The 25,572-nt window shown below is 44.3% G+C and carries 21 protein-coding genes; 9 read left to right on the top strand and 12 right to left on the bottom strand.

The features are described from left to right. Window positions 1-10 precede the first annotated feature (10 nt). Window positions 11-4,201: a DNA-directed RNA polymerase subunit beta' gene (gene rpoC / locus FTV29_RS01105; protein ID WP_005173031.1), complete on the top strand. Its 4,191-nt coding sequence runs from the start codon at window positions 11-13 to the stop codon at window positions 4,199-4,201. A gap of 212 nt (window positions 4,202-4,413) precedes the next feature. Further along, window positions 4,414-4,779 (top strand): hypothetical protein, encoded by a 366-nt coding sequence (locus FTV29_RS01110; protein WP_005095281.1) that lies wholly within the window; start codon window positions 4,414-4,416, stop codon window positions 4,777-4,779. A 57-nt stretch (window positions 4,780-4,836) separates the two neighbouring features. On the opposite strand, the gene FTV29_RS01115 is transcribed toward FTV29_RS01110, so the two are convergent. After that, window positions 4,837-5,331, bottom strand: coding sequence for a DUF4442 domain-containing protein (locus FTV29_RS01115; RefSeq protein ID WP_218208693.1), 495 nt, complete (start codon window positions 5,329-5,331; stop codon window positions 4,837-4,839). Window positions 5,332-5,448: 117 nt separating this feature from the next. Between FTV29_RS01115 and FTV29_RS01120 the strand changes: the two genes are divergently transcribed. The 5 genes from FTV29_RS01120 (at window position 5,449) to htpG (ending at window position 11,355) form a co-directional block, all read left to right on the top strand. Beyond that, window positions 5,449-6,330 (top strand): alpha/beta fold hydrolase, encoded by an 882-nt coding sequence (locus FTV29_RS01120; protein ID WP_180071883.1) that lies wholly within the window; start codon window positions 5,449-5,451, stop codon window positions 6,328-6,330. 100 nt (window positions 6,331-6,430) lie between these two features. Further along, window positions 6,431-7,795, top strand: a complete 1,365-nt coding sequence (locus FTV29_RS01125; RefSeq protein WP_005173021.1) for a Na+/H+ antiporter family protein — start codon at window positions 6,431-6,433, stop codon at window positions 7,793-7,795. Between the two features lie 331 nt (window positions 7,796-8,126). Next, window positions 8,127-8,750, top strand: a complete 624-nt coding sequence (locus FTV29_RS01130; protein ID WP_180071884.1) for an OmpW family protein — start codon at window positions 8,127-8,129, stop codon at window positions 8,748-8,750. Window positions 8,751-8,932: 182 nt separating this feature from the next. Further along, window positions 8,933-9,277: a lysozyme inhibitor LprI family protein gene (locus FTV29_RS01135; protein ID WP_005095291.1), complete on the top strand. Its 345-nt coding sequence runs from the start codon at window positions 8,933-8,935 to the stop codon at window positions 9,275-9,277. A gap of 158 nt (window positions 9,278-9,435) precedes the next feature. Next, a complete protein-coding gene (gene htpG, locus FTV29_RS01140) occupies window positions 9,436-11,355 on the top strand; it encodes a molecular chaperone HtpG (protein WP_074383935.1) in 1,920 nt (639 codons plus the stop codon). A gap of 428 nt (window positions 11,356-11,783) precedes the next feature. Here htpG and FTV29_RS01145 read toward each other — a convergent pair whose 3' ends face one another. The 4 genes from FTV29_RS01145 to FTV29_RS01160 all read right to left on the bottom strand — a co-directional run bounded on the left by FTV29_RS01145 (window position 11,784) and on the right by FTV29_RS01160 (window position 15,016). Beyond that, window positions 11,784-12,905, bottom strand: a complete 1,122-nt coding sequence (locus FTV29_RS01145; protein ID WP_180000155.1) for a hypothetical protein — start codon at window positions 12,903-12,905, stop codon at window positions 11,784-11,786. A 92-nt stretch (window positions 12,906-12,997) separates the two neighbouring features. Then, entirely contained in the window at window positions 12,998-14,392 is a 1,395-nt protein-coding gene (locus tag FTV29_RS01150; protein WP_180074970.1) for a hypothetical protein, read from the bottom strand. Between the two features lie 9 nt (window positions 14,393-14,401). Then, entirely contained in the window at window positions 14,402-14,581 is a 180-nt protein-coding gene (locus FTV29_RS01155; RefSeq protein ID WP_005095300.1) for a hypothetical protein, read from the bottom strand. Between the two features lie 267 nt (window positions 14,582-14,848). Beyond that, window positions 14,849-15,016 carry a hypothetical protein gene (locus tag FTV29_RS01160; RefSeq protein ID WP_171063334.1) on the bottom strand — a complete coding sequence of 56 codons (168 nt, stop codon included), beginning with the start codon at window positions 15,014-15,016 and terminating at the stop codon, window positions 14,849-14,851. Window positions 15,017-15,416: 400 nt separating this feature from the next. Here FTV29_RS01160 and FTV29_RS01165 point away from each other — a divergent pair, with 400 nt between their 5' ends. Beyond that, window positions 15,417-15,617 (top strand): dodecin family protein, encoded by a 201-nt coding sequence (locus tag FTV29_RS01165; protein WP_005095303.1) that lies wholly within the window; start codon window positions 15,417-15,419, stop codon window positions 15,615-15,617. A 109-nt stretch (window positions 15,618-15,726) separates the two neighbouring features. On the opposite strand, the gene FTV29_RS01170 is transcribed toward FTV29_RS01165, so the two are convergent. From FTV29_RS01170 to ompR, 4 genes are all read right to left on the bottom strand, one after another. Beyond that, on the bottom strand, window positions 15,727-16,377 hold the full coding sequence (locus FTV29_RS01170; RefSeq protein WP_005095305.1) for a DsbA family oxidoreductase: 651 nt from the start codon (window positions 16,375-16,377) through the stop codon (window positions 15,727-15,729). Between the two features lie 229 nt (window positions 16,378-16,606). Then, window positions 16,607-18,124: an acetyl-CoA hydrolase/transferase family protein gene (locus FTV29_RS01175; protein ID WP_005095307.1), complete on the bottom strand. Its 1,518-nt coding sequence runs from the start codon at window positions 18,122-18,124 to the stop codon at window positions 16,607-16,609. Between the two features lie 205 nt (window positions 18,125-18,329). Then, window positions 18,330-19,790, bottom strand: coding sequence for an ATP-binding protein (locus FTV29_RS01180; protein ID WP_180074971.1), 1,461 nt, complete (start codon window positions 19,788-19,790; stop codon window positions 18,330-18,332). Between the two features lie 260 nt (window positions 19,791-20,050). Continuing rightward, window positions 20,051-20,815: a two-component system response regulator OmpR gene (gene ompR, locus FTV29_RS01185; RefSeq protein ID WP_004278590.1), complete on the bottom strand. Its 765-nt coding sequence runs from the start codon at window positions 20,813-20,815 to the stop codon at window positions 20,051-20,053. 336 nt (window positions 20,816-21,151) lie between these two features. On the opposite strand from ompR, the gene FTV29_RS01190 reads away from it, so the two are divergent. Continuing rightward, complete coding sequence (locus tag FTV29_RS01190; RefSeq protein ID WP_180074972.1) at window positions 21,152-23,506, top strand: Tex family protein; 2,355 nt, start codon at window positions 21,152-21,154, stop codon at window positions 23,504-23,506. Window positions 23,507-23,560: 54 nt separating this feature from the next. Here the strand turns inward: FTV29_RS01190 and FTV29_RS01195 are convergent, their stop codons facing one another. The 3 genes from FTV29_RS01195 to FTV29_RS01205 form a co-directional block, all read right to left on the bottom strand. Beyond that, window positions 23,561-23,878, bottom strand: a complete 318-nt coding sequence (locus FTV29_RS01195; protein WP_005095313.1) for a hypothetical protein — start codon at window positions 23,876-23,878, stop codon at window positions 23,561-23,563. 60 nt (window positions 23,879-23,938) lie between these two features. Continuing rightward, window positions 23,939-25,018 carry a patatin-like phospholipase family protein gene (locus tag FTV29_RS01200; RefSeq protein ID WP_159138683.1) on the bottom strand — a complete coding sequence of 360 codons (1,080 nt, stop codon included), beginning with the start codon at window positions 25,016-25,018 and terminating at the stop codon, window positions 23,939-23,941. 90 nt (window positions 25,019-25,108) lie between these two features. Further along, window positions 25,109-25,531, bottom strand: a complete 423-nt coding sequence (locus FTV29_RS01205) for a hypothetical protein (RefSeq protein WP_159138684.1) — start codon at window positions 25,529-25,531, stop codon at window positions 25,109-25,111. Window positions 25,532-25,572: the final 41 nt, after the last annotated feature.

A 25,572-nucleotide genomic window follows, 5' to 3' on the forward strand; every position in this document is an offset into this window, starting at 1 on the left:
GAGAAAAAAATTGAAAGACTTGCTCGATATCATGCGCAAAAAGACGGATTCAGACGGTCATGCTCCTGTAGAGTTTGACCGCATCCGTATTGGTCTTGCGTCACCAGAAATGATTAAGTCATGGTCTCACGGTGAAGTTAAAAAGCCAGAAACCATTAACTATCGTACGTTCAAACCTGAACGTGATGGTTTATTCTGTGCCAAAATCTTTGGTCCAGTAAAAGATTACGAATGCTTGTGTGGTAAATACAAGCGTATGAAATACAAAGGCGTCATTTGTGAAAAATGTGGCGTTGAAGTAACAACTGCGAAAGTTCGTCGTGAACGTATGGGTCACATCGAGCTAGCTTCTCCAGTTGCACACATCTGGTTCTTGAAATCATTGCCGAGCCGTATCGGTCTATTATTAGACATGACGCTACGTGATATCGAACGCGTATTGTATTTCGAATCTTATGTGGTTACCGATCCCGGTATGACGCCATTTGAGAAATACCAGCTTCTGAACGATGAAGAATACTTCAATGCGTTGGAAGAGCATGGTGATGAATTCACAGCGAAAATGGGTGCAGAAGCGGTTCAAGACTTGTTGAAAGACATCGATCTTGAAGCTGAAATTGCGCGTCTTCGTGAAGAAATTCCTGTGACAACTTCAGAAACCAAGCTGAAAAAAGCCTCTAAGCGTTTGAAGTTGATGGAAGCATTCAACGATTCGAACAACAAGCCAGAATGGATGGTGTTGACTGTACTTCCAGTTCTGCCACCAGACCTTCGTCCGTTGGTACCACTTGAAGGTGGTCGTTTCGCGACTTCTGACTTGAACGATCTTTACCGTCGTGTGATTAACCGTAACAACCGTTTAAAACGTCTTCTTGACCTTGCAGCGCCAGACATCATCGTACGTAACGAAAAACGTATGTTGCAAGAGTCTGTCGATGCATTGTTGGACAACGGTCGTCGTGGTCGTGCAATTACCGGTTCGAACAAGCGTCCGCTTAAATCTTTGGCAGATATGATCAAAGGTAAGCAAGGTCGTTTCCGTCAGAACTTATTGGGTAAACGTGTCGATTACTCAGGTCGTTCGGTCATTACCGTTGGTCCAAACCTGCGTTTGCACCAATGTGGTCTTCCGAAGAAAATGGCACTTGAACTGTTCAAGCCATTCATTTTCGCGAAACTACAGGCATCTGGTCAAGCAACCACCATTAAAGCTGCGAAGAAAATGGTTGAGCGCGAGACGCCAGAAGTTTGGGACGTTCTTGCTCACGTGATCCGTCAACATCCAGTGATGTTGAACCGTGCGCCAACACTTCACCGTCTAGGTCTTCAAGCATTTGAACCGATCCTGATTGAAGGTAAGGCGATCCGTCTACACCCACTCGTGTGTGCTGCGTTTAACGCCGACTTCGATGGTGACCAAATGGCGGTACACGTACCATTAACACTTGAAGCGCAGTTAGAAGCGCGTGCGTTAATGATGTCGACCAACAACATCTTGTCTCCAGCGAACGGTGAGCCAATCATCGTGCCGTCTCAGGACGTTGTCTTGGGCTTGTATTACATCACGCGTGATGCAATCAATGCCAAAGGTGAGGGCATGGTGTTCGCGGATACTCACGAAGTAAACCGTGCACTGGCAACAGGTCAGGTTGATCTACACGCTCGCGTTAAAGCACGTGTACACCAGACTGTCATCGATGAAGATGGCAACCGTGAACATCAAACCATTATTGTAGATACCACACCTGGTCGCTGCCTACTTTGGGAAGTTGTGCCTGAAGGTATGGATTTCCAGCAAATTAACGTTGAGATGACCAAGAAAAACATCTCTAAGTTAATTAACTCTTGCTACCGTAAATTGGGTCTGAAAGATACTGTTATCTTCGCTGACCAATTGATGTACCTAGGCTTCCGTCAGGCGACGCGTTCAGGTGTATCTGTCGGTATGGAAGACATGGTTATTCCACCACAAAAACAAGTCATTATTGGTAAAGCGGAAGCTGAAGTTCGTGAAATCGAACAACAGTTCGAACAAGGTTTCGTAACTGCCGGCGAACGTTATAACAAAGTGGTCGATATTTGGGCGCGTACCAATGACCAGGTTGCTAAAGCGATGATGGACAACTTGTCTTTCACGACTGTTAAAAACAAACAGGGTGAAGACGAGAAGCAAAAATCATTCAACTCGATCTACATGATGTCTGACTCGGGTGCCCGTGGTTCGGCAGCTCAGATTCGTCAGTTGGCGGGTATGCGTGGTTTGATGGCGAAGCCGGATGGCTCGATCATTGAAACGCCTATTAAAGCGAACTTCCGTGAAGGTTTGACTGTACTACAGTACTTCATCTCGACACACGGTGCGCGTAAAGGTTTGGCCGATACAGCACTGAAAACTGCGAACTCTGGTTACTTGACGCGTCGTCTGGTAGACGTTGCGCAAGACTTGGTGATTACCGAGCCAGATTGTGGCACCTTCGACGGTCTAGTAATGACACCATTCATTCAAGGTGGCGATGTCATCGAGAACTTGGGTGCACGAGTATTGGGTCGTGTGGTTGCTGAAGATGTGAAACGTGTCGGTACAGACGAAGTTCTGCTTCCACGTAATACTTTAATTGACGAGAAACTGGCAACGTTTATCGAAAGCCAAGGTGTCGACGAAATTAAAGTACGTTCGGTTGTAAACTGTGCGTCTACTTTCGGTGTATGTGCGAAATGTTACGGCCGTGACTTAGCGCGTGGTCATCAGGTGAACCCGGGTGAGTCTGTTGGTGTCATGGCAGCTCAATCGATTGGTGAACCAGGTACACAGTTAACTATGCGTACCTTCCACGTGGGTGGTGCTGCAAGCCGAACGTCTGCTGCAAACAGCGTACAAGTTCGTAACCAGGGTACAGTGCGTTTCCACAACGTGAAAACAGTACAACATGCCAAAGGTCACTTGGTATCGACTTCACGTTCAGGTGAAATCGGTATCGCGGATGATTTAGGTCGTGAGCGTGAGCGCTATAAACTGCCTTACGGTGCGTCTATCTTGCTAAAAGATGGCGAAGCTGTAGAAGCAGGCGGTATCGTGGCGACTTGGGATCCGCATACACATCCATTGGTAACAGAAGTTGCAGGTAAAGTGCGTTTCAGCCAGATCGCTGATGGCGTGACCGTGACTTCGAAAACTGATGATGCAACAGGTATGTCAACCATCGAAATCTTGCCAGTGACTTCACGTCCTGCGTCAGGTAAAGATTTGCGTCCTGCTGTAGTGTTAGACACAGTTGAAGGCACTGAACAGTTCTACTTCTTGCCACAAAACACCATTCTTTCTGTCCGTGATGGCGAAACGATTGGTGTCGGTGATGTCATCGGTCGTGTACCACAAGAATCTTCACGTACCCGTGATATTACCGGTGGTCTACCGCGTGTAGCTGACTTGTTCGAAGCACGTAAGCCGAAAGAGCATGCAATCCTTGCAGAAGTATCGGGCGTTGTGAGCTTCGGTAAAGAAACCAAAGGTAAGAACCGTCTGGTGATTACACCGGATGATGGCTCTGAGATTTACGAAGAGCTGATTCCGAAATGGCGTACCATTAACGTGTTCGAAGGCGAACATGTGAACCGTGGTGAAACCATTTCTGACGGCCCACAGAACCCGCATGACATTTTACGTCTGAAAGGTGAAGTGGCGCTGACCAACTACATCGTGAACGAAGTTCAGGACGTATACCGTCTGCAAGGTGTAAAAATCAACGACAAGCACATTGAAGTCATCGTACGTCAAATGCTGCGTAAAGTGGATATCACTGATGGTGGCGATACCAGCTTCATCAAAGGCGAACAAGTGGATTACATCCGTGTTGTACAGGAAAACCAAGCAGTTCTTGCACAAAACAAGTTCCCTGCGAAGTTTGAACGTCTGTTGATGGGTATTACCAAAGCGTCGCTTTCGACTGACTCGTTCATCTCTGCTGCATCGTTCCAGGAAACCACACGTGTGTTAACTGAAGCGGCTGTAACAGGTAAAGAAGATGACTTACGCGGTCTGAAAGAAAACGTGGTTGTAGGTCGTCTGATCCCAGCGGGTACAGGTTTGGCTTACCATCTCGAGCGTCGTCGTCAAGAAGCAGAAGCTGCAGAATTTGAACTGCACAATGACTTCTCTGATGTTGATCAAGCTTTAAGTCAAGCATTTAACGAAGAATTCTAATTCAAGTTAAAGCTAAAAAAGAGACGCCTTCGGGCGTCTTTTTTTGTCTTAAATACATAAAAATTAAAAGCTAATTAAAGGCTAAACAGCGGAATAATCCATTGATACTTACAAAACTCAGCAGGAATACCGAGAGAAGTAACACGCTCCATGTTTTAGTTTTATAAAATGAAGATAAGCTGAATTAAAGTATGAAAAGGAAGGCCAAAGTCATGAAAAAATTAATGGGTGTGATGGCAGTTGCAACTCTCTCCACCTTTATGCTGGCAGGTTGTGAAAGTATGTCTGCCAATGAGCAGCGTATCGGTGCTGCCGCCTTAGGTGGTGCAGTCGGTGGTGGTGTAGGTAATAGTGTCGGGGGTGGTCTTGGTTCTGCAGTCGGTGGTGGTGCAGGCGCAGCCGTGGGAAGTAAGTCCCAAGGTGGCTCAAACCGTAATGCGACCTATAGTGGTGTCGGCGGTGCTGTAGGCTCAGCTGTAGGTAAAAGCATATTCGGTGGGAATGCTGGTGCTGCGATTGGTGGTGCAATCGGTGGTGGCGCAGGTGCTGCGATCGAACAGGATAACCGCCGTCGTTAAGTCTACACTGACTTTAAATCGATTCAGATCTAAAAGCGCCCATGTGGCGCTTTTACCTTATCCAGTTTTTTGAATTTTTCCTTTGCTTTGTTTGCGCCGGATATAAACCGTTTTTTGTACTTCGGCAATTCGAACGCCAGCCTCATCATAGATATTGAGCTGGTAATGGCGATACACTGGCGCATTATCGGCTGCCAGATTGATAATCGTGGCAATTTCTTCAGCAGAAATCCGAATGTCCGCCACCACTGTGCCGCGACCCGGTGCCAAAAACTGAATGCTGGCGCCTTTATCCCAGACCAGATATTTCGGCCCCAAATGATGCATCAGCAATAACATGTAAAAGGGATCGACCATCGAATACAGGCTGCCACCAAAATGCACACCGACAATATTCTGGTTTTTACGGGTCAGCGGCATTTTGACCCGAACGTGATAATGATTAAAATCAATCTTATTAATTTCAATGCCTGCACCACGATAAGGGGCATAGCGGTTCAGAATAAATTTTGAAACCAGAGGCAGTTTTTGAATTTTCTGGAATAGGCTCATACTGACATTCTTTTTGCGGCTGTGATTATGCATACTAGAGCAACAAAAATGCGCTGGCATTGATCAATCATGCCGATTTATAAACTAAGTGGTCAATAATAAAAACAGGATCAAAAGATGGAAATGCACATGCAATGGGTCGATACCACGGATCAGCAGCGTCTCTGTGTCAAAACTTATGGACAACCAGAACAGCCGGCCTTGGTACTGGTTCATGGCTATCCTGATCATCAAGCGGTTTGGGAGCCAGTCATTGCTTATTTGAGTCAGGATTATTTTGTTGTGAGCTATGATGTACGTGGCGCAGGTGAGTCCAGTATTCCTCAAAAAATTTCGGATTACCGCCTGGCACGCTTAAGTCAGGATCTGGAAGAGGTAGTGAGTAAGGTATTGCCGAATCGTGGTTTTCATCTGGCAGCGCATGACTGGGGTTCAATTCAGTCTTGGGAATCTGTCACAGATTTAAGATTCAAAGGCCGAATTCTGTCTTATAGCACGCTGTCTGGCCCTTGTCTGGATCATGCTGCTTTCTGGATGCGCGAGCAGTTCAATCAAGACAAAGCAAAATTTTTAAAGCAAATGAGCAAGTCCTGGTATATCGCGGTATTTCAGTTGCCTTTACTAGCCCCCTTGGCCTGGAATTTTTTTAATCCGCAGCGCTGGGCCAAGATTGTCCGGCAATTAGAAAGACGGGACGATCTGCCGCTGAACCCGAAGATCGTCAAAGATGGCAAGTATGGGGTAAACCTGTATCGGGCCAATTTTTTACCGCGTTTGGCCCGACCACGGCAGCGCTTTGCCATCTGTCCGGTACAAGCGATTGTACTGAAATATGACCAGTTTGTCGGGCCTGATCTGGTCGATGAGATGGCAAAATGGGTCGATAATTTCTCTAAAGTGGAACTGGACGCCAATCACTGGGCAATTCTGAGCCAGCCAGAACAAGTGGCTCAATTAATTGATCACTTTATTCAGCGTCAATCTGCTGAAGTCGTCTAATCAGCCTCAGCACTGAACATGACTGCTGAAAGGAAAAGTGGCGGAATTTTTATCCGAATTTTCTGATAAAATAGCCGCTTTCTCTCTATTCCGATTCATTATGTTCGCAATTCTTGCTGCTATTGGAGTCATGTTCGGACTCTCATTGGCACGTGTACCTGTGGTTTTTGCCCTGGTCATTGGTGCTGTTACGGGTGGTTTACTGGCAGGTCTTGGCCTTCAGGGAACCTTGGACGCGTTTAACAATGGCTTGGGCGGCGGTGCCAAAATTGCCTTGGCTTACGGTATTTTAGGTGCATTTGCTTTGGCGTTGGCACGTTCAGGTTTGCCGGATTTGTTGGCGTATAAAATGATCAACACCTTAAAAGGTGAGGCTGATTTTAAAGCACAAAACCGGGTGAAATATCTGATCTTTTTTACAGTAGCCATTGCTGCGGTATTTTCCCAGAACGTGATTCCGGTACATATCGCCTTTATTCCAGTCCTGATTCCACCATTATTGACTGTATTTAACCATTTAAAGCTCGACCGTCGTTTGATTGCCTGTTTGCTGACATTTGGTCTGGTGGGAACCTATATGCTGATTCCAGTCGGTTTTGGTGCAATCTTCCTGAATGACATTCTGGGTCATAACATCAATACCTTTGGTAAGCCATACGGATTTGAAATTAGCTATGACCAGATTCCATCTGCGATGGCAATTCCAGTATTCGGGATGTTTGTAGGCTTATTGGTGGCGATCTTTATTAGCTATCGCAAACCACGTCAATATCAAGATATTCATGTCCAGGAACAGCAAAGTATTTCCGCTGAATTGGGTGTGGCTGAGCAGGTTAAACCGCAGATTGCCAAATTTACCATCTGGATGGCAGGTCTTGCAGTTATTGCCACATTGGCGGTACAGCTTTATTCAGACTCGATGATTCTGGCTGGTCTGGTCGGTGTCGCGATCCTGAGTTGTGCCGGGATCTTTAAATGGAAAGAAGCGGATGATGTGATCATTACCGGTATGCGCATGATGGCGCTAGTTGGCTTTATCATGATTGCGGCACAAGGCTTTGCCGCGGTGATTGAAGCGACTAATCAGGTACCAACCTTGGTTGAAGCATCAGTAAACTGGATTGGTAATAGTCAGGCACTGGCCGCATTTCTGATGCTGTTGATTGGTTTGCTGATCACATTGGGCATTGGTTCGTCTTTCTCGACTATTCCTATTCTGGCGATTATTTATGTTCCGCTGTGTATCCAGTTTGGTTTCAGCCCGGCTGCGACCATTGCCATTATCGGGACTGCGGCGGCTTTAGGCGATGCCGGCTCTCCAGCGTCAGATTCAACTCTAGGCCCAACATCCGGTCTGAATATGGATGGTCAGCATGACCATATGAAAGACAGTGTGGTTCCAACTTTCATTCATTTTAATATCCCGCTGATGATTTTTGGCTGGATTGCGGCGATGGTGCTGTAATTTAATTATACGGACTTGAGTGAATATTAAATTCACTCAAGGAGTATTTTAAATAGCTTTATAATATATATTTAAAATACATGTTTTAATAGTTTTAAATATAAAAATGAGTTTATTTCTTTAAATAACCTTATTTAAATCTGATTGGATTAGTTGGTATTAAAACCAACCAATTTAGTATATTTAAAATAAATAATATATAAAAACAATAACTTAAATAATATTTGTAATTTAGTTTTATAATCTCTATTGCATATTAAATCCCTCCACGTTTATCATTAAATTAATATTTAAATTCTTAATAAATAATCTTCCAGTGGGGTATTTTAAAATGTTAAAACAAGTTGCTATAATTGCATTAATGGGTCTTTCTGCATCTGCGATGGCAGGTCAATGGCAAGTGAAAGTCGGTGGTTCTGTATTGGCGCCACAGAATGACGACAACGGGACATTGAATATTGCTGGAAAAGCAGAAGTAAGTAATGAAATTGGTTTTACTCCATCTGTTGAGTATTTTTTTGAAAATTCACCTCTGTCAGTAGAAGTTCTTTTAGCAACGCCATTTACGCATGATGTTGCAACTGAAGCTTTTGGTGAGAAAACAGCTGAGTTTAAGCACTTACCACCAACGATTACTGCTAAATACAACTTTAAAAATTCAACTCGCTTTACTCCTTATGTCGGTATTGGTGCAACCGTAGTGGTTCCTTGGGATGAGGAAATTGCATTACCAGGTCATAAGCTTGATGCAGATGTCGCTTATGGTGTAGCCGGTCAGGTTGGTTTTAACTTCCAGCCAGCCGATGCTAAAAACTGGGGTGTATTTGCAGATGTTCGCTACGCTCAAGTTGAAACAGATCTTACTTTGACAACGCCTGATGGTACAAAAGTCGACTTGGGTGAATTAAAGGTAAATCCTTGGGTATATACAGTCGGCTATAGCTATAAATTCTAAGCTTTCATATTTCTGGATTGATTTTCCAAAGGCCTCATCTTGTATGAGGCTTTTTTTTCAAAATAACAACGATTTATAACCTATTGAAATTGAGCAGATTGGCAATGTTCAAATATATTAAAACGAATAAAGTAAATATTAATTGAATACGACTTAATAATTGAATAATAAGGAAGATCAGCATGAGATTTTTAATGAAGAGTATTGTGATCTTCTGCGGCCTGTTGGTCGCACCTGCCTATGCCGCAAGTTTTGATTGTCAGAAAGCTGAAACCGTGACCGAAAAAGCCATTTGTGAACATCGTCTGCTTAATGATGCCGATGTCAAAATGAGTACCAGCTATCATATCTTACGGCGTATGGTTCCCATGGGCACGCGTTCAGTGATACAGCGCGATCAGGTCAAATGGTTGCAGTTTCGCGACCAGTGTCTGGAATCGGTCTCTTGCCTGAACCAAGTCTATAATATGCGTCAACAGCAACTGGACTTGCAGTTTCAGCGCATTTATAAGCTTGGGCCTTATTAAGTCTGACAGTCGGTCTGGCAAAGATTAAAACCCTGCCAGATCAAGTGCTCAAAAATATCTTGTGAAAAAATATACCACTGACTATTGAAAATTGAGGAACTCACTCCATTCATATAGGCAACAGTATTGACCTGTATTTAAAATAAAAGGAGTGATTAATGAGTGAGTCTAACGCACAAAAACATAGTTTCCAGGCTGAAGTGGCTCAGTTACTACATCTCGTGACCCATTCGCTTTATTCAAACCCTGAAATTTTTCTGCGCGAACTGATTTCGAATGCCTCGGATGCTTGTGACAAATTGCGTTTTGAAGGGATCAATCATCCCGAATTTTATGAAAATGATCCGGATTTACGTGTTCGTGTCAGCCTTGATGCAGAGAATAAGACCATTACCATTTCAGATAACGGAATTGGTCTAAGCGAACAGGAAGCTATTGATAATTTAGGCACCATTGCCAAATCGGGCACCAAAGACTTTATGTCTAAACTGACCGGTGACCAGAAGGCCGATGCCCAGCTGATTGGCCAGTTTGGGGTCGGTTTCTATTCAGGTTTTATTGTGGCAGACAAGATCACGGTAGAATCACGTCGTGCCGGTGCAGATGCATCTGAAGGTGTACGCTGGATTAGTGGCGGTACTGGTGAATTTGAAGTTGAACAAATTCAAAAAGCAGGTCGTGGTACCGATATTATTCTGCATCTGCGTGACGATGCGCTGGACTATTTGCAAAGCCATAAGGTTAAGCAAATTATTAATAAATACTCAGACCACATCAGCCTGCCAATCCAGATGCAAAAAGAAGTCTGGCAGGAGGAAGAAGCGGCTGAAGGTGAAACACCGAAAGGTGGCCAGTATGTCAAGACTGATGAGTGGGAAGCGATTAACTCGGCCAGCGCACTCTGGACACGGAGCAAGTCTGAAATTACTGAAGAACAATATGTCGAGTTCTATAAAAACTTAAGCCATGATTTCACGGCGCCATTGGCTTGGGCGCATAACCGGGTGGAAGGCAGTACTGAATATACCCAGTTATTGTATATTCCAAGCAAAGCCCCACATGACATTTTCACCCGTGAATCAAAAGCCGGCATCAAGCTGTATGTGAAACGCGTCTTTATTATGGATGATGCGGATAATCTGATTCCGAATTACCTGCGCTTTGTACAAGGCGTGGTAGACAGTGCCGATTTACCACTGAACGTCAGCCGTGAGTTACTGCAAGAAAGCCGCGATGTGAAAACCATCCGTGACGGGAATGCCCGCCGTATCCTGACGATTCTGGATCATCTGGCCAAATCTGAAGATGAAAAAGATCAGGAAAAATTCAAGACTTTCCATCAGGAATTTGCTTCAGTGTTGAAAGAAGGCCTGGGTGAAGATTTTGCCAACCGTGAACGTATTTTGAAACTGCTGCGTTATGCAACCTCGAACAATGATGAAGTCAGCACGTCATTGGCAGACTATAAAGCAGGCATGAAAGATGGCCAGAAAGCCATCTATTATGTGACTGCAGACAGCCTGAATGCTGCAAAGAATTCACCGCAGCTGGAACTGTTCAAGAAGAAAGGCATTGAAGTTCTGCTCATGACCGAACGCGTAGATGAATGGGCGATGAACTTTGTGAATGAGTTCGATGGCACGCCGTTGCAAAACGTGTCTAAGGGTGCAGTTGATTTGGGCGATCTTCAGGATGCTGAAGAGAAAAAAGCACTTGAAGAAGCCGCAGCCCAGTTTAAACCGGTGGTCGAGAAGCTGACTGATTCACTCAAAGACAAGACCAAAGAAGTGCGCGTGACTACGCGTCTGGTCGATTCACCGGCCTGTCTGGTGACTGGAGAAGGGGAACTATCTCCACAATTAATCCGTATGCTAAAAGATGCAGGTCAGCCTGTACCGGATATGAAGCCGATTCTGGAAATCAACCCGGAACATCCTTTGGTGAAAAAACTGGATGGCTCAGCGCAGTTTGACGATCTGGCCAATGTGATCTTTGATCAGGCGGTGATTGCAGAAGGCGGATTACCAGAAAATCCTGCTGAGTATGTGAAGCGTATCAATAGCTTGTTGCTTGCTTAATACATGATGCTCTAAGCTAAAAAATCCCTCTACGGAGTAATGCCAGTCAGTTAAGGAATTGACTGGCATTTTCTTTTTCAAATTCATGATTATATCTGATAGATAGAAAAGTCATCCGCAACTGTTTAAGGCATGAGGTGTATTGCACTGCAAGATTTAAAAATGATTGTTTCTGCGACAAATTTACTAATCGATGGTGGTTGACGAGTTTTGCGGTGAGGAGTGTTGCTTCGCAAGATGCCTTCCTTGCGAAGCTTCGCTTCTCATTTGGGCGAAACCAAAGTAACAAATTATTTTTAAGTATTTGATTTATAAATTTAAGACTCCGTCGTGAACGACTAAAAAGTTAAAGAGTCTATTTCTAAACTCCTTAACTGATCAGCATTACCTCTACGGAGGGATTTTTTAGCTTTGCACCGCGCTTGAGTTTAAAACAATGCCTCTAAACGCACCAAAGCACCAACATAGTGATCACGATCTTCGCGATGATCATTCAGATAGTTGAGGTCGGTCTGGACAAAAAACCATTCACGTAAAAAAGGCTGTCTCCAGGACACATACGGTCCCCAGCGATTCAGACGCAGATCCTTGTCATTTAGATAACCGCCAGTATAAATACCATAGCTAAAACGGTTGTCCTGAAAAAACTGATGTTGCCTAAAGGTATAGTTGTCCCAGGTCAGATCATCATCTTGATCATCTGCATAGGTCAGACTGAGCTGATTGGAAAAAAATGCCTGATTGGGACGGGCATGGATCAGTTCCAGATTGGTACGCAAATAGTTTTCACTTTGAATCCCGTAGCGATAAATCTGTTCGGCATGAAAAAAGTAGTCATTTTCCAGTGTCCAATCTTTACTGGCTTTGACGCGCAGGTAAATATCATCTCCGGAGCGTAAACCCAGATCCAGATCGGTTTCAAAAGGAATCCGGTCTGACCATTCCGACCAGCGTAAGGCGAATGAGCTGTTATCCTGGCGTGCGCGCTTGGTATCGAGACGCTTATCTCCAGATGTTGCCGGATTTTCATTGGTAATCGCGACATTACTGTCTAATTCATTGTCCAGACTGTCATCACCGAAGACCAGACTCAGCTTTTGCTCTAAAGTGGGAAGTTTGATTCTGCCACGGATACGGGGCTTAATCTCATAACCCTCATATTCATCCCAGCGATTATCCAAAATGACACGCAGTGTGGCGGCAGCCGGCTGATCCGGATCAGTTTCACCAAACCAGTTATCAATTTTATGCGCAGTACGATCTGCCCATTCTCGGATGCCTTTCTGTTTCTGATCGGCCCATGAATGATTTTCCGTTTCTAACGTTGGCGGGACGATGGCGGTATTCGACTGCTCTGGAAGAATGGTTGGTGTTGCATCAATCAAACGCGGAATTTGATCCAGCAGTCCTGAACGTGCCGGCTCAACACTCTCCGAGTTTTTTTCCTGGTCTGAAGAAGCATCTTTTACTGAATTTGCCCAAGACATGCTACTGCTGATTCCCATGCCAAGAGAGAGCAGGAAGATCTGAGTAATTCGATTTATTTGCATGAGATATTTATTACTCTTGTATTCTTTTATTCAGCTGTAGTTTTCTTAAATATAGCGATAAAAAGCAAGTTAAAGCTACAAAATAACAGCAATTATTCAATGATTTGAGTCTGAATTGCCTGATAAAGCTCCATGACCTGAATGGGTTGCGACATCATTAAAATAATCGTGTGAATTTTTTGCCAGTTTAGCTGTTGATCACGTTGCAGCAAGATAGATGGATAGGCCAGTTCATCCTCTGCGAGAGACAGGCGTTTTTCACCATGAATCACGCGTATTCGCTGATGTTCTTGCAATAAGAGTATCGGTGTAGAGAAATCCGCAAGGGCTTCCTCAAATGAGATAAATTTTTGTTTCTGAATCGAATCTGCCGGAATATAAGGATAATAATCGGGTTGTGTCCAGACTATTTCTGCTTGTTGCAAATAGGCTTTTGACAACAGATGCAATTGCGTGAAACCTGTACTTAATTGAGGCCACGACAGCGATTTAATCGCAGCAGCCTGATACTGATGCTGACTCAACCAATGCTCAATACAATAGTGCGCCTGTAATTGACTTGATGCACCCAAAAGCATCAGATATTTAATAAACTGGCCTTGCAGATTCAGCTGCTCCACCAAATAAACTTGGCGTGCCTGCCAGTGATCTTCTGCGGCATAATACAGCACAATATCCAGATAGGCTGGATGCCCGACATCAGGCTCCAATTCTAAAGCACAAAGCCGCTGGAGATTGGTATCTTCCGGAGTCAAAGGCTGAACCTGTGCAATCACGTCTCCCAGTTGAATCTCGGTGGGAAAATCGATCACTTCTGGGACAATAATTTTTTCCTGCACAATCGCAGTTTCAGTGGGTAATGGATGATCTAGATACTCAGACGTGGCCTGTATCTGAATGTGTGGTTCATCTGAATGATTTAAGCTTAATGAGTTGATTTTTGCTTTTTGTCGGCCACGATGATATCGAGTCGTGGCCGCCGCTTTTAAGCTGGCTTCTGCTTCATTCAGGGATAAGGCCGGTACAGTCAATGGAGGAGCCGCTTGCAGACCGGTTGTCAATTGTTGCTGTGACAGCCAGATAGAACATTGTTGTAACTCATTCCATTCACTGTTTAGTGCAGGATGCTTCGGTGCCGGAATTAGCCAGACCTGCCAGCCACGCTCAGGATGATGTAGAACTGCCCAGCCTATATCTGGCTGGGTATACAGTGCCTTTTCCAGAGCTGGAATCTCGGTGAAATAACCACGAAAACTTAGATGATAGGGGGTACTGGCAGAAAATTGATAGGCAGCAAGTTCAGGCTGGGTCTGGGCTTTAAACGCTAAAATCTGATTTTTAAAAATAGGTTCATCACAAAGATTAAAGATATCACGAATTCTTTTTTTGAAACGGGCCACGTCGTACAGAGGTAGAGCCTGATGCTCCAGTTGCTGGATCAATTCATGTAATTCCTTGACTAAGTGTGCTTTTTTTAAAGCATTCATTTTATATCTCTAGATATGTTTTAGCGCTTTATCCAAAGTTTGGGCCAGCACCATATTCAGCGCCAACTCGATTAATTTGTATTCAGCAGAATGAGGATCTGTATGGCGTTCTGCCATTTCAATCAGAAAATCAATAGAAATGGACTGAGGTGAAATTTTGCCCTGCACCAATGCCTGAAGTCTGTTCATAACAATGCTTTTGTATTATCAGTATTTTTATATTGCTACAATTATATGCGTAGATCACATGAAATAGTGATTTATTTTAACTGTTTTATATTTATAAACTAGTAAATTTAATGACAAAAAAGCGATCAATATCAATGGAAAATAACAAAATATGAAATGATCGATAATTTTTAAAATACAGATTTTCTTCAGAGAGCAGCTAAATTAAATCGATATAAAAAAACAGGCTGAATCAATCAGCCTGTTTGCATAAAAACTTGTTGGGTATTAAGCAGTTTTTTCAGTTGCCGGCGTTGCAGTTTCTGTATTTACAGTTTCAGCAGGTGCTTTGCTTGCCGGAAAGTCTGGCAGATAAACCACTTGTGCCATTTGCGCTGATGCTTGAACAGAAAAAGCCATAACAGTTGCTGCGAAAGCAAATTTAAGAGCATTCATGGGACGACCTTTAATATCAGGGTGTTCAACAACTTGAACAGAGGGGAGAGTATTTAAACTTGATTCGGGTGAAATCATAGCAAATAAGGCTGAATAGAAAATGATAGATTCGGCAAAAGCAGCACCTAAAAATTAGAAAAATTATTCTACAAAACAATATATTAGTGTATTTGCTCTAGTCTGGGTTTCGGCTGTTTACGGGGCTTTTATGGTTGTTAGTCACAATGGAAATTTGAATATCATGAACTGCCAAAATAAGGTCAACAGATTTTCATCTGCTCAGATGAAAGCTTTGTTCAATCCATGTAAGTTTTTGCTGTCGCTTGTTTACGCGCTGCTGCAATCCTGTGGGAATGAACTAAGATGGATTTTCATTCATGTTTACAATGAGAGTTTCATTATGGCAATTGCAAAAGTGGTGGAAGTTAATTCAAGCAGTACGAAAAGCTTTGAAGATGCGATTCAAACCGGTATTCAAAAAGTCACAGAAACCATCAAAAATGTACAAGGTGCCTGGATCAATGAACAGAAGGTGGTCATCAAAGAAAATAAAATCACGGAATATCGTGTAAATTTAAAAATTAGTTTTCTGGTCGACTAAGTCAATGAGTGTAAATGACATGCAAAAAACATCCCCATCTGAAATGGGGATGTTTTTATAAATTTTCTGAGTTCGATTGCCTAGGCGTATTGCAACTCTCTGTTGAGTATTATTCAGCCGGATTTTCTGCTGCAGTCTCCAGCGCTTTCTCAAAAACCTGCAAGAACACGTCTTTAGGCTGCGCGCCTGCCAAGGCCACACGTTGATCAAAAACAAAGAAAGGTACACCAGTCACTTTGAGCTGATCCTGTGCCACTTCCTGATCAAATTTGACAAAATCGGAAAATTCATCAGAGTCCAGTAAGTCATCGACCTCGACCGGATTCAGGCCAATACGTGCTGCGACATCTTCCAGTGTTTCACGCTCTCCAATGGCCAAGCCTTGCGTCATATAGCTATAGAAGAAAGCTTCCTGTGCATCAGTACCCAAACCTTTGCTTTGCGCCAGATGAATAATACGATGCGCATTGAAAGTATTGCCTGAGTTGGCACCTTCCCAGTTAAATTCAATGCCTTCAGCTTTGGCCATCTCGGCAATATTACGCTGCATTTCTTCGACTTCAGCTACGCTACGACCATATTTTTGTGCCAGACGCTCAGAATTGGACACTTCCTGGCGCACTGGTGCTTCAGGGTCGAGCTGGTAACTGTGCCAATGCACTTCAAGTTCAATGCCTGCTTCTTGTGCAGCTGCTTCTAAACGTTTTTTACCAATATAGCAGAAGGGGCAAACCACATCTGACCAGATATCTACGCGCATGTCATGTCTCTAATTTACTCTTGTGTTTAAGTATGAGGGTGAAGAATCAGAATTTAAAGTCCTTGAGCATCAGAAGGGGATTTCTACAGCATATTGGCAGCATGAAGATTGGACGAGAATATGAATGATAGCCTGATGATTTTGTCCAGAGAGTCTGCTTATGGCTATTCAAGAAAGATAAAAATCCCATAAAAAAACGCCCCGTAGGGCGTTTTTCGAATGCAGTCAATTATGCAGTTTTTACTGCAGCTTCAACAGCCAGCATGTGACCATTTTCTTCGAAGTTTGAATGCCAAGACAGCGCTTCACGAAGCAGATGAGGCGTATGGCCGCCTTTTGCAGAAGCACGGTCAAAGTAATCATTCAGGGCATCACGATACATGGGGTGTGCACAGTGATCAATCACTGCACGGGCACGCTCACGTGGCGCTAAACCACGAAGATCTGCCAAACCTTGTTCAGTTACCAGAATATCTACATCGTGTTCCGCATGGTCGATATGTGAAGCAAAAGGCACTACAGAAGAGATGTCGCCACCTTTCGCAATAGATTTGGTCACGAAGATCGCCAGGTGCGCATTACGTGCGAAGTCACCTGAACCACCAATACCGTTCATCATTTTGGTACCGCAGACGTGAGTCGAGTTCACGTTACCGTAAATATCAAACTCAAGTGCCGTGTTGATACCGATAATACCTAAACGACGTACCAGTTCAGGATGGTTCGAAATTTCCTGTGGACGTAATACCAGTTTGTCTTTGTATTGTTCCAGGTTGTTAAATACTTTCTCGCCATATTTAGCAGACAGGGTAATCGAAGAACCTGAAGCAAACTTCATTTTGCCTGCATCAATCAACTCAAAGGTACAGTCTTGTAGTACTTCTGAGTACATGATCAAGTCTTCGAAGTTCGAATCTTTCAGACCGGTCAATACTGCGTTGGCAATTGAGCCAATCCCCGCCTGTAATGGACCTAAGTTTTTCGGTAGACGCTCTTCAGCCACTTCTTTTTCAAAGAAAGCGATCAAATGATTGGCGATGCTTTGCGTCTCATCATCTGGTGCAGTCACTGTAGATGGTGAGTCGTGCAAGTCATTGTTGAATACGATACCGACAATTTTTGCTGGATCAATATTGATCGCATGTGTCCCGATACGCTCATCCACTTGAGTCAAAGGAATCGCTTGACGCGTTGGACGGTATGACGGGATATAGATATCGTGTAAGCCTTCAAATGCCGGGCTTAAGTTGGTATTGATTTCTACAATTACTTTTTCAGCAAAGATTGCAAAGCTTGCAGAGTTACCTACAGATGTGGTTGGAATGATGCCGCCATCTTCAGTGATTGCAACCGCTTCAATGATCGCAACATCTGGTTTTTTCAGCTGTTGGTTACGCATTTGTTCAACAGTTTCAGACAAATGTTGGTCGATGAACATCACTTCGCCGTTGTTGATCGCCTTACGTAAAGTGTTGTCGACCTGGAACGGTAAACGACGTGCCAGTACGCCAGCTTCAGTCAGTTGTTTGTCTAGATCGTTTCCTAGTGATGCACCAGTAATTAACGTGATCTTTAATGGATTTGCTTTTGCTTGTTGAACTAAAGCTAAAGGAACCGCCTTCGCTTCACCCGCGCGAGTAAAGCCACTCATACCCACAGTCATGCCATCTTTGATGAATTCAGCCGCTTGTTCTGGACTGATGACTTTGTTGTGTAGGGAGGCTAAACGGATACGATCTAAAGACATTTTAACTCTCATTAATTCTTAAACTATGAGACGGATTGTACCGCTCAAAAAATGTATTGTGCATAGGTGTTAGGCTAAGGTCTAATTTTTTAGCTAAATGTAGGTATAATAAAAAATGATGATTTTTAAATTGTTGATTTAATGAAATATAAAATGAATTGTATAGAAAAACTAAAAAGTTGTTTGTTGGATTATTGATCACTTCTTAAAAGTGATCAGTCAAGGTTTGTCGGATTTTATCGAGTGTGGTGGCAGGGGGAGGCGTCTCTGTGCCAGCCTGATTTAAGGGCAATGAAATGATGGCTTCAAGTCCGCCTTCAGGACGATTATGAATACGCAACTGACCATGGTGAATATCGACAATCCGTTTGGCAATTGCCAGTCCCAAGCCGCTGCCTTGTACAGTCCGTGCAGAATTACCCCGTACAAAAGGCTGCATCAGGGCTTCAATCTGATCTTCCGGGATGCCTTCTCCATGGTCTGCAACACAAATCAACAGGTGCCCGTCTTCTACATGAGCAGACAGTTCAATCGGTTCTGAACCATAACGTTTCGAATTATTGATCAGATTACCAATCAGCCTTTTTAGCGACATGCTGCGTGCCTGAATGGTAGGGATGTCTTGTGGCGTAAAGCGGATATCGAGCGGTTTAAACTGCTTGACCAGTTCCTGGAGCAGCACATTGACATTGGTATCCTGCGGCTCTTCATCAGAACCATCACGCATATAGGAGATGAACTGATTCAGGATGGCATCCATATCTTCGACATCATAAATCAGGCCTTCTTTGAGAAAGTCTTCATCCGGCATCATTTCGGCACTCAGGCGAATCCGTGTTAGAGGCGTGCGCAAGTCATGTGAAATACCGGCCAGCATGATGCGGCGTTCGCGTTCAGTCTGATCTAGCGTATAAATCATCTGGTTAAAAGCATGATTGACCTGACGGATTTCCAGTGGACCATGATTGGTATCCAGATAGGGCGCCGAACCGATACGACTATAACTGTTGGCAGCATCCTGCAAACGGCGTAAAGGCCGGTTCAGCTGACGCACCAAGGTCAGGATAATAATGCCGACAATAATCGGCGTGCCCAGTAACCAGCCCAGAATCAGCTCATTACTATAATTGGCATAGGTTTTTAAAGGCTCTTGCACCCAGTGACCATTCATTTCAGGGGTCTGGATCCAGATGCGCGGGCTTGGTTTAAACTGGAAATAGACCGTGGCCTCTTCAATACGTAGTTCTTTGGCCAGCTTGGTTTCGATCTGCCGGGTAAAAAATTCTGCAATCACTTTTTCCCGGACAGTGGGATACTCTGCCGGATTGGTCACATATTCAATACCAACGCGGTTTTTTAACCAGGTATCAATATCGACTTCCTGCTGTTTATGATACAGGCGCAGATCGGGATTATTGAGAATTTCCAGTTCCATGGCCAGATAGCGCGCATGTTGCTGGATTTCAGGTAAAAATAAGGTACGCCAGAAGAACCACAAAGACATGAACAGGCTGAAACAGACCACAAAGACCACCAGAACTGTGGTACGCATGGCGGCAGAACGCGGTTTGATCTTGTCTAGAAAGCGTTCCCCACGGGTGCGTTTTTTTTCTGAGTAGGTAACAAAATCGGTAAATTTTTGTGGGTCGATGGGGTCGAGTTTCACACTGCGTCCTTTTGCTCAAAAGGGGAGGGTTCCCCTCGTAGTTGGATACACGTTAAGGTCATCCGCAACTGTTTGAGGCAGGACTCAAGATGGTCAATGATGTTTCTGCGAGAGAATTGCTTGAATGACGGAGGTTGTCGAGTTTTGCGGATGACAATGGTTTTGCTTACTTTTGTCGAAACAAAAGTAAGGCGAACCGCAGGTTAAACCCTATAAATGAGCTTAAACCATAAGACTCCGTCATGAATCAAGGTATTAATTTACTCCGCACCATCTGGAACAAACACATAACCCACACCCCAAACGGTCTGAATATAACGCGCACGCGCCGGATTTTCTTCAACCAGACGGCGTAAACGTGACACCTGAACATCAATCGAACGTTCCATGGCACCCCATTCACGACCACGTGCCAGATTCATCAGCTTGTCACGGGTGAGCGGTTCGCGTGGATGCTGAACCAGAGCTTTCAATACCGCAAACTCACCTGTGGTTAAAGTCACGACTTGACCTTCACGGGTCAATGTACGGGTTGATAAATCCAGTGACCAGGGGCCAAATGAGACCACTTCCATTTGCTGGCTCGGTGCACCCGGTACTTCACGCACTTGACGACGCAATACCGCACGAATACGCGCCAGCAATTCATTCGGATTAAACGGTTTAGGCAGGTAATCGTCCGCACCGGCTTCAAGCCCTGCAATACGGTCAGAATCGCTGCCGCGCGCGGTCAGCATAATAATGGGCGTATCGATATTGGATTGGCGTAAACGACGACAGATACTTAAACCGTCTTCGACCGGAAGCATAAAGTCGAGCACGATCAGAGAAAACAGTTCCCGCTGTAAAAGTCGATCCATCTGCGTGGCATCGTGTGCAGTTTTCACCACAAAGCCTTTATCTTCGAGAAAACGTTGCAATAGGGTACGCAGACGAACATCATCATCAACAACCAAGATGCGTTCGACTCGGTCTGTTTCGGTATGTACGGCATCGGCTTTTTCAGCAGGTACAACTAAACTCATGAGATGCTCCTTTATTCTTTATTGTCGTCATAAACAAAAAATGAAATATGCTTTGAGTATACGATTCATTGATATTAATTGACTATGCTCTAAAGCACCAAATATTGCAGTTAAAATCAAGACATAGATACCAAATATATACATCTAAATGGACAAAAAATATGATTTGGAGCAACATAAAAAGCAAAGTTCATGCAAACTATATTCAGAAAAGCTGAAAACTGTCGCACTTCATAATATAAAGTTGAGACAAATTAATAAAAACAATGGTGGATTTTATAGGCCCGGTCTTTATAATCATGCCATTTAGTACTTATCCTTGTGGGATCAAACACGATGACTGACTTAGTTCAGCAGTTGGCAAAAGAACTTGCCGTACGTCCAAACCAAGTTGAAGCTGCCATCAAGCTTATTGATGAAGGTGCCAGTGTTCCTTTTATTGCACGTTACCGTAAAGAAGTAACGCAAGGCTTAGACGATACGCAATTACGTCAACTCGATACGCGTCTATCATACTTGCGTGATTTGTATGAGCGCCGTGACAAGGTGATTGAATCACTCAAAGAACAAGATAAATTGTCTGATGATTTGTTGGCGCGTGTGAATGCAGCTGAAACCAAAAATGCATTAGAAGAAATTTACGCACCGTACCGTCCAAAACGTACCAGTAAATCATTTAAGGCCAAGGAAGCCGGTTTAGGCCCAATCGCTGAGAAAATTTTTGCTGAAGCGGTAGATCCAAGCGACGCATTGGCCGGTTTTAGCCATGACGATTATCCAGATACTGAAAGCCAGCTTGATGCGATCCAGCACATCCTGATTGATGACTGGGCACAAAATATCGCGCTGACCACTGAACTGAAAGCCACTTTTGCCAAAACTGCAGTGCTGAGAAGTTTGGTTGCTTCTGAAGAAAAGAAAGAAGTCGGTAAAAAATTCCGTGATTATTTCGATTTCTCTGAAAACCTGAACAAAGTGCCTTCACATCGTTTATTGGCGATGCTGCGTGGCCGTCAAGAAAACGTTCTGGGCCTGAAAGTGGATGGCGAAGATGCTGCACCATTGGCACGCATTGAGACTGAATACAATTTAGACACGATTCAGCCGCAAGCACGTCAGGATTTCTTGAAGCAAACCGCAAAACTGTTCTGGCTTGGCAAAGTGCGTCCAAGCATTGAACATTCATTGCTGACTGAAAAACGTCTGGCTGCTGAAACAGAAGCCATGAACGTATTTGCTGAAAACTTGCGTCATTTACTGCTTTCTGCTCCTGCAGGCGCGCGCACCACTCTGGGCGTTGACCCGGGTATCCGTACCGGTGTGAAACTGGCTGTGGTGAATGCATCGGGTGATGTGCTGGCGCACAGCACGATTTATCCATTTGCACCCAAAGATGATAAAGCAGGTTCATTGGCTGAACTGGCACGTTTATGCCGCGAGTTCAATGTTGACCTGATTGCAGTGGGTAATGGGACGGCAAGCCGTGAAACTGAAGCTTTAGTGGCTGAAATGATGGCTGCGAACAGCGATCTTAAACTGACGCGTGTATCTGTGTCTGAAGCAGGTGCCTCGGTATATTCAGCATCAGAACTGGCATCACAAGAACTGCCAGAGCTGGATGTGTCGATTCGTGGTGCAGTGTCAATTGCACGCCGTTTACAGGATCCATTGGCTGAGCTGGTAAAAATCGATCCGAAATCGATTGGTGTGGGTCAGTATCAACATGATGTGAATCAGACTGGTCTGGCGAAAACCCTTGAAGCAGTGGTAGAGGACTGTGTGAACTCGGTGGGTGTCGATGTCAACACGGCATCTGCGGCGATTTTGGGTTATATCGCAGGTCTGAATAAATCGATTGCACAGCAAATTGTGGAATTCCGTAAGGAAAATGGCCGTTTTGATAATCGCCAGTCCTTGAAGAAAGTGCCACGTTTAGGCGAGCGTACTTTTGAGCAGGCAGCAGGCTTCTTGCGTATTCAAGATGGTTCTGAGCCATTAGATGCATCTGCAGTGCATCCAGAATCTTATGCACTTGTATCTAAAATTGTTGAAGCGAAAGCGACGACAGTGAAAGATATCATTGGCAATACTGAAATCATTCGTCAGGTCAATGCTGAAGAATTTGCAGATGAGAAGTTCGGTCTGCCAACTATCAAAGATGTTTTAAGCGAACTGGAAAAACCGGGTCGTGACCCGCGTCCAGAATTCCGTACGGCGAAGTTCCGTGATGACATTACTGAAGTTGCGCAATTGTCTGAAGGCATGCAGCTTGAAGGTGTGGTGACCAATGTCACTAACTTCGGTGCATTTGTCGATGTCGGTGTGCATCAAGACGGTTTGGTACATATTTCTGAACTTGCCAATGAATTTGTCGCGGATCCGCATAAAGTGGTGAAACCGGGTCAAATCGTGCAAGTGCGGGTCTTGAATGTGGATGCTGAACGTAATCGTGTGAACTTATCGATGCGTCCTGAAGGTTCTGAAGCGCCGGCAAAAGCACCACGTCAGCCACGTCGTGAAAACAATGAACAGCGCGGTGAGCGTAAGCCTCAAGGCAAACGTCCACAGCAAGCGCGTCCGCAAGGTGAGCGTCCTCAGGGCAAGAAACCTCAAGTGGCTAAACCACAAGAGCAAAAAATTGGTGGTTTAGGCGCATTGTTATTACAAGCAGGGATTAAAGGTTCAAAGTAATCTTTAATTGCTAAAAGAAAACCTCCCATCGGGAGGTTTTTTTATATCTGATTTTTATGAATTGATCATCGGTACAATCCAGCTGGTAATAATCAGCAAAATACCCAGATGCCCCATTTTTCGTGTCACATAAACCAGTTTCGACGGTGGCTGTTCCAGTCGTTTGGCATATTCTTCCATGGTAATGCCTGCTTTGGTTTTACTGCTAAATAAAAACACGCCCAAGTCAATACAGATCAGAATCGTACCAATATCAGCGACCAGCTCCATCAGGACAAAATCTTGGTTATACAGCGACATGCTCACGCTATAAGTCAGATAGACGGCAAAGGCCAGACACAGGTATTGCAGGACCACTAAAAACTTCTGCATAAATCTCAACAGTTCACAAAATGAAGGCAATTATACAAATAATCGGGCACTCTCGGTCAATTACAAGCCTTTCATGACCTCAGCAAAATTTTGCTTCTCGACCAGTTCCAAAAATTCATCGCCTAAACGCTGACTTTCAGCAATACAGGCTTTCCATAATTTGATCCGCTCTGCCTGATCTAGGCCCTTCAGGGTAAAATCCTTACGATCCGGTAAGCGGCCTAAAGGCAAACTTTGCAGATAGTCCTGCGATGGAGAAAGCAACAAGGTGCGTGCCTGATTTTCCGGATTTGAGGTACGTTTAAATAACTTGTCAAACCAGCCGGGGGTAATGCTGTCAGTAAAATGTGGATAGAGCACAATGCCTTTGCTCTGAAAGGGCAGGTCAATGTGATAGTCAATCAGGCCACCATCGCGGTAATAACCCTGCGGTGCATCCGGAATATTGTTCACCGCTGCCATTACCCCGGGAATCGACGCCGAGGCCATCAGCCAGGACAATACACTCTGCTCGGTCAGGGCATGATAATGTGTAGTAAATCCATCTTCCGCGATTTGAAATTGTTCCCCCATATTCGGCTGGCTAATCACACGCTGCATAAAATGACGGCTGTGTTTACGTGCAACAGCAGTCGTTCCGACGATTCCGGCTACAGAAGCCAGTAAAGGCAGCGCTTTGTCACTCTGGAAAATGTGCTTGGCTTTAATTGAAATCACAGCGAGATGATAATCCGGATGATTGACCAGATCATTTTCCTTGCCTTGTACCAGGTCGAGTAGCATGCCGCGGCAAACTTCGCTGACCTCCTGGCGGGTCATTTTTTTATGGAAATAAAGGTTGGTATACAGCTCAGCTAAACGCTCGGTTCCCTGTTGAGCCCCATGTGCAGCCATACTGGCAAAACGCCAGCTACCAATCGAGGAACCAACGAGAGTACGCCGTTGTGGGGCACGTGGGAAAAACTCGCCAAAAATTGCCTGATCCAGACCCTGAATCCCGATTCCTTTTGGGCCACCTGCAGCACCGGGGATAATATCGACCTGTTCAGGTTGTAATCCTTGTTGCAGAATCAGCTCACGTGCCAGATGGCCAGCACGAATCGTCAGCGCAGGCGCCCGTTTTTGTAAAATCTGTACCATGATTCAACCCATACCAGCCAAGTGTGTGCTTATTTTAATCGATGCGTCTTTAGACCCAATGGCAAGATATGTCCTAAGGTGACTTGAGAGTCATGGCATCGGGTTGATGTAAGTGTGCATGAATTCTTTATTGCGTAAATTTAAAAAAGGTAGATTAAATGAAATAATCAAAAGCGTGGTTATAGGATAGCTTGGCCAGTAAAAAGCATGAATTAGAAAGAAACTACCTGCAATACCTATCCATATTTTTAAAGCTAGTATTAGCTGTGTTTGTCGTAGACAGAATAGAAATAACAACGGAAGCAGGTTAAAGCTGACAATGAGCCAGAAATAGTCACTATGAATCAGGAGGTAGAATGTGGTATTGGCAGCAGAGGACCATGCCAGCCAATGGGCTGTTTGGTTGATATAGAAAAAAATATCTATCCATGTTGGGAAGCTGTAAAGTAGTGCAGTGAGAAAGGTTTTTTGTCTATTCTGGCGATACAGTGCCCATAAAAAACTATATTTCATTTGGATATTCTTGTTTTATTTTTTCAATAATTTAAGCATAA

Source organism: Acinetobacter sp. YH12254, from assembly GCF_013417415.1.
Taxonomy (GTDB): Bacteria; Pseudomonadota; Gammaproteobacteria; order Pseudomonadales; family Moraxellaceae; genus Acinetobacter; species Acinetobacter pseudolwoffii.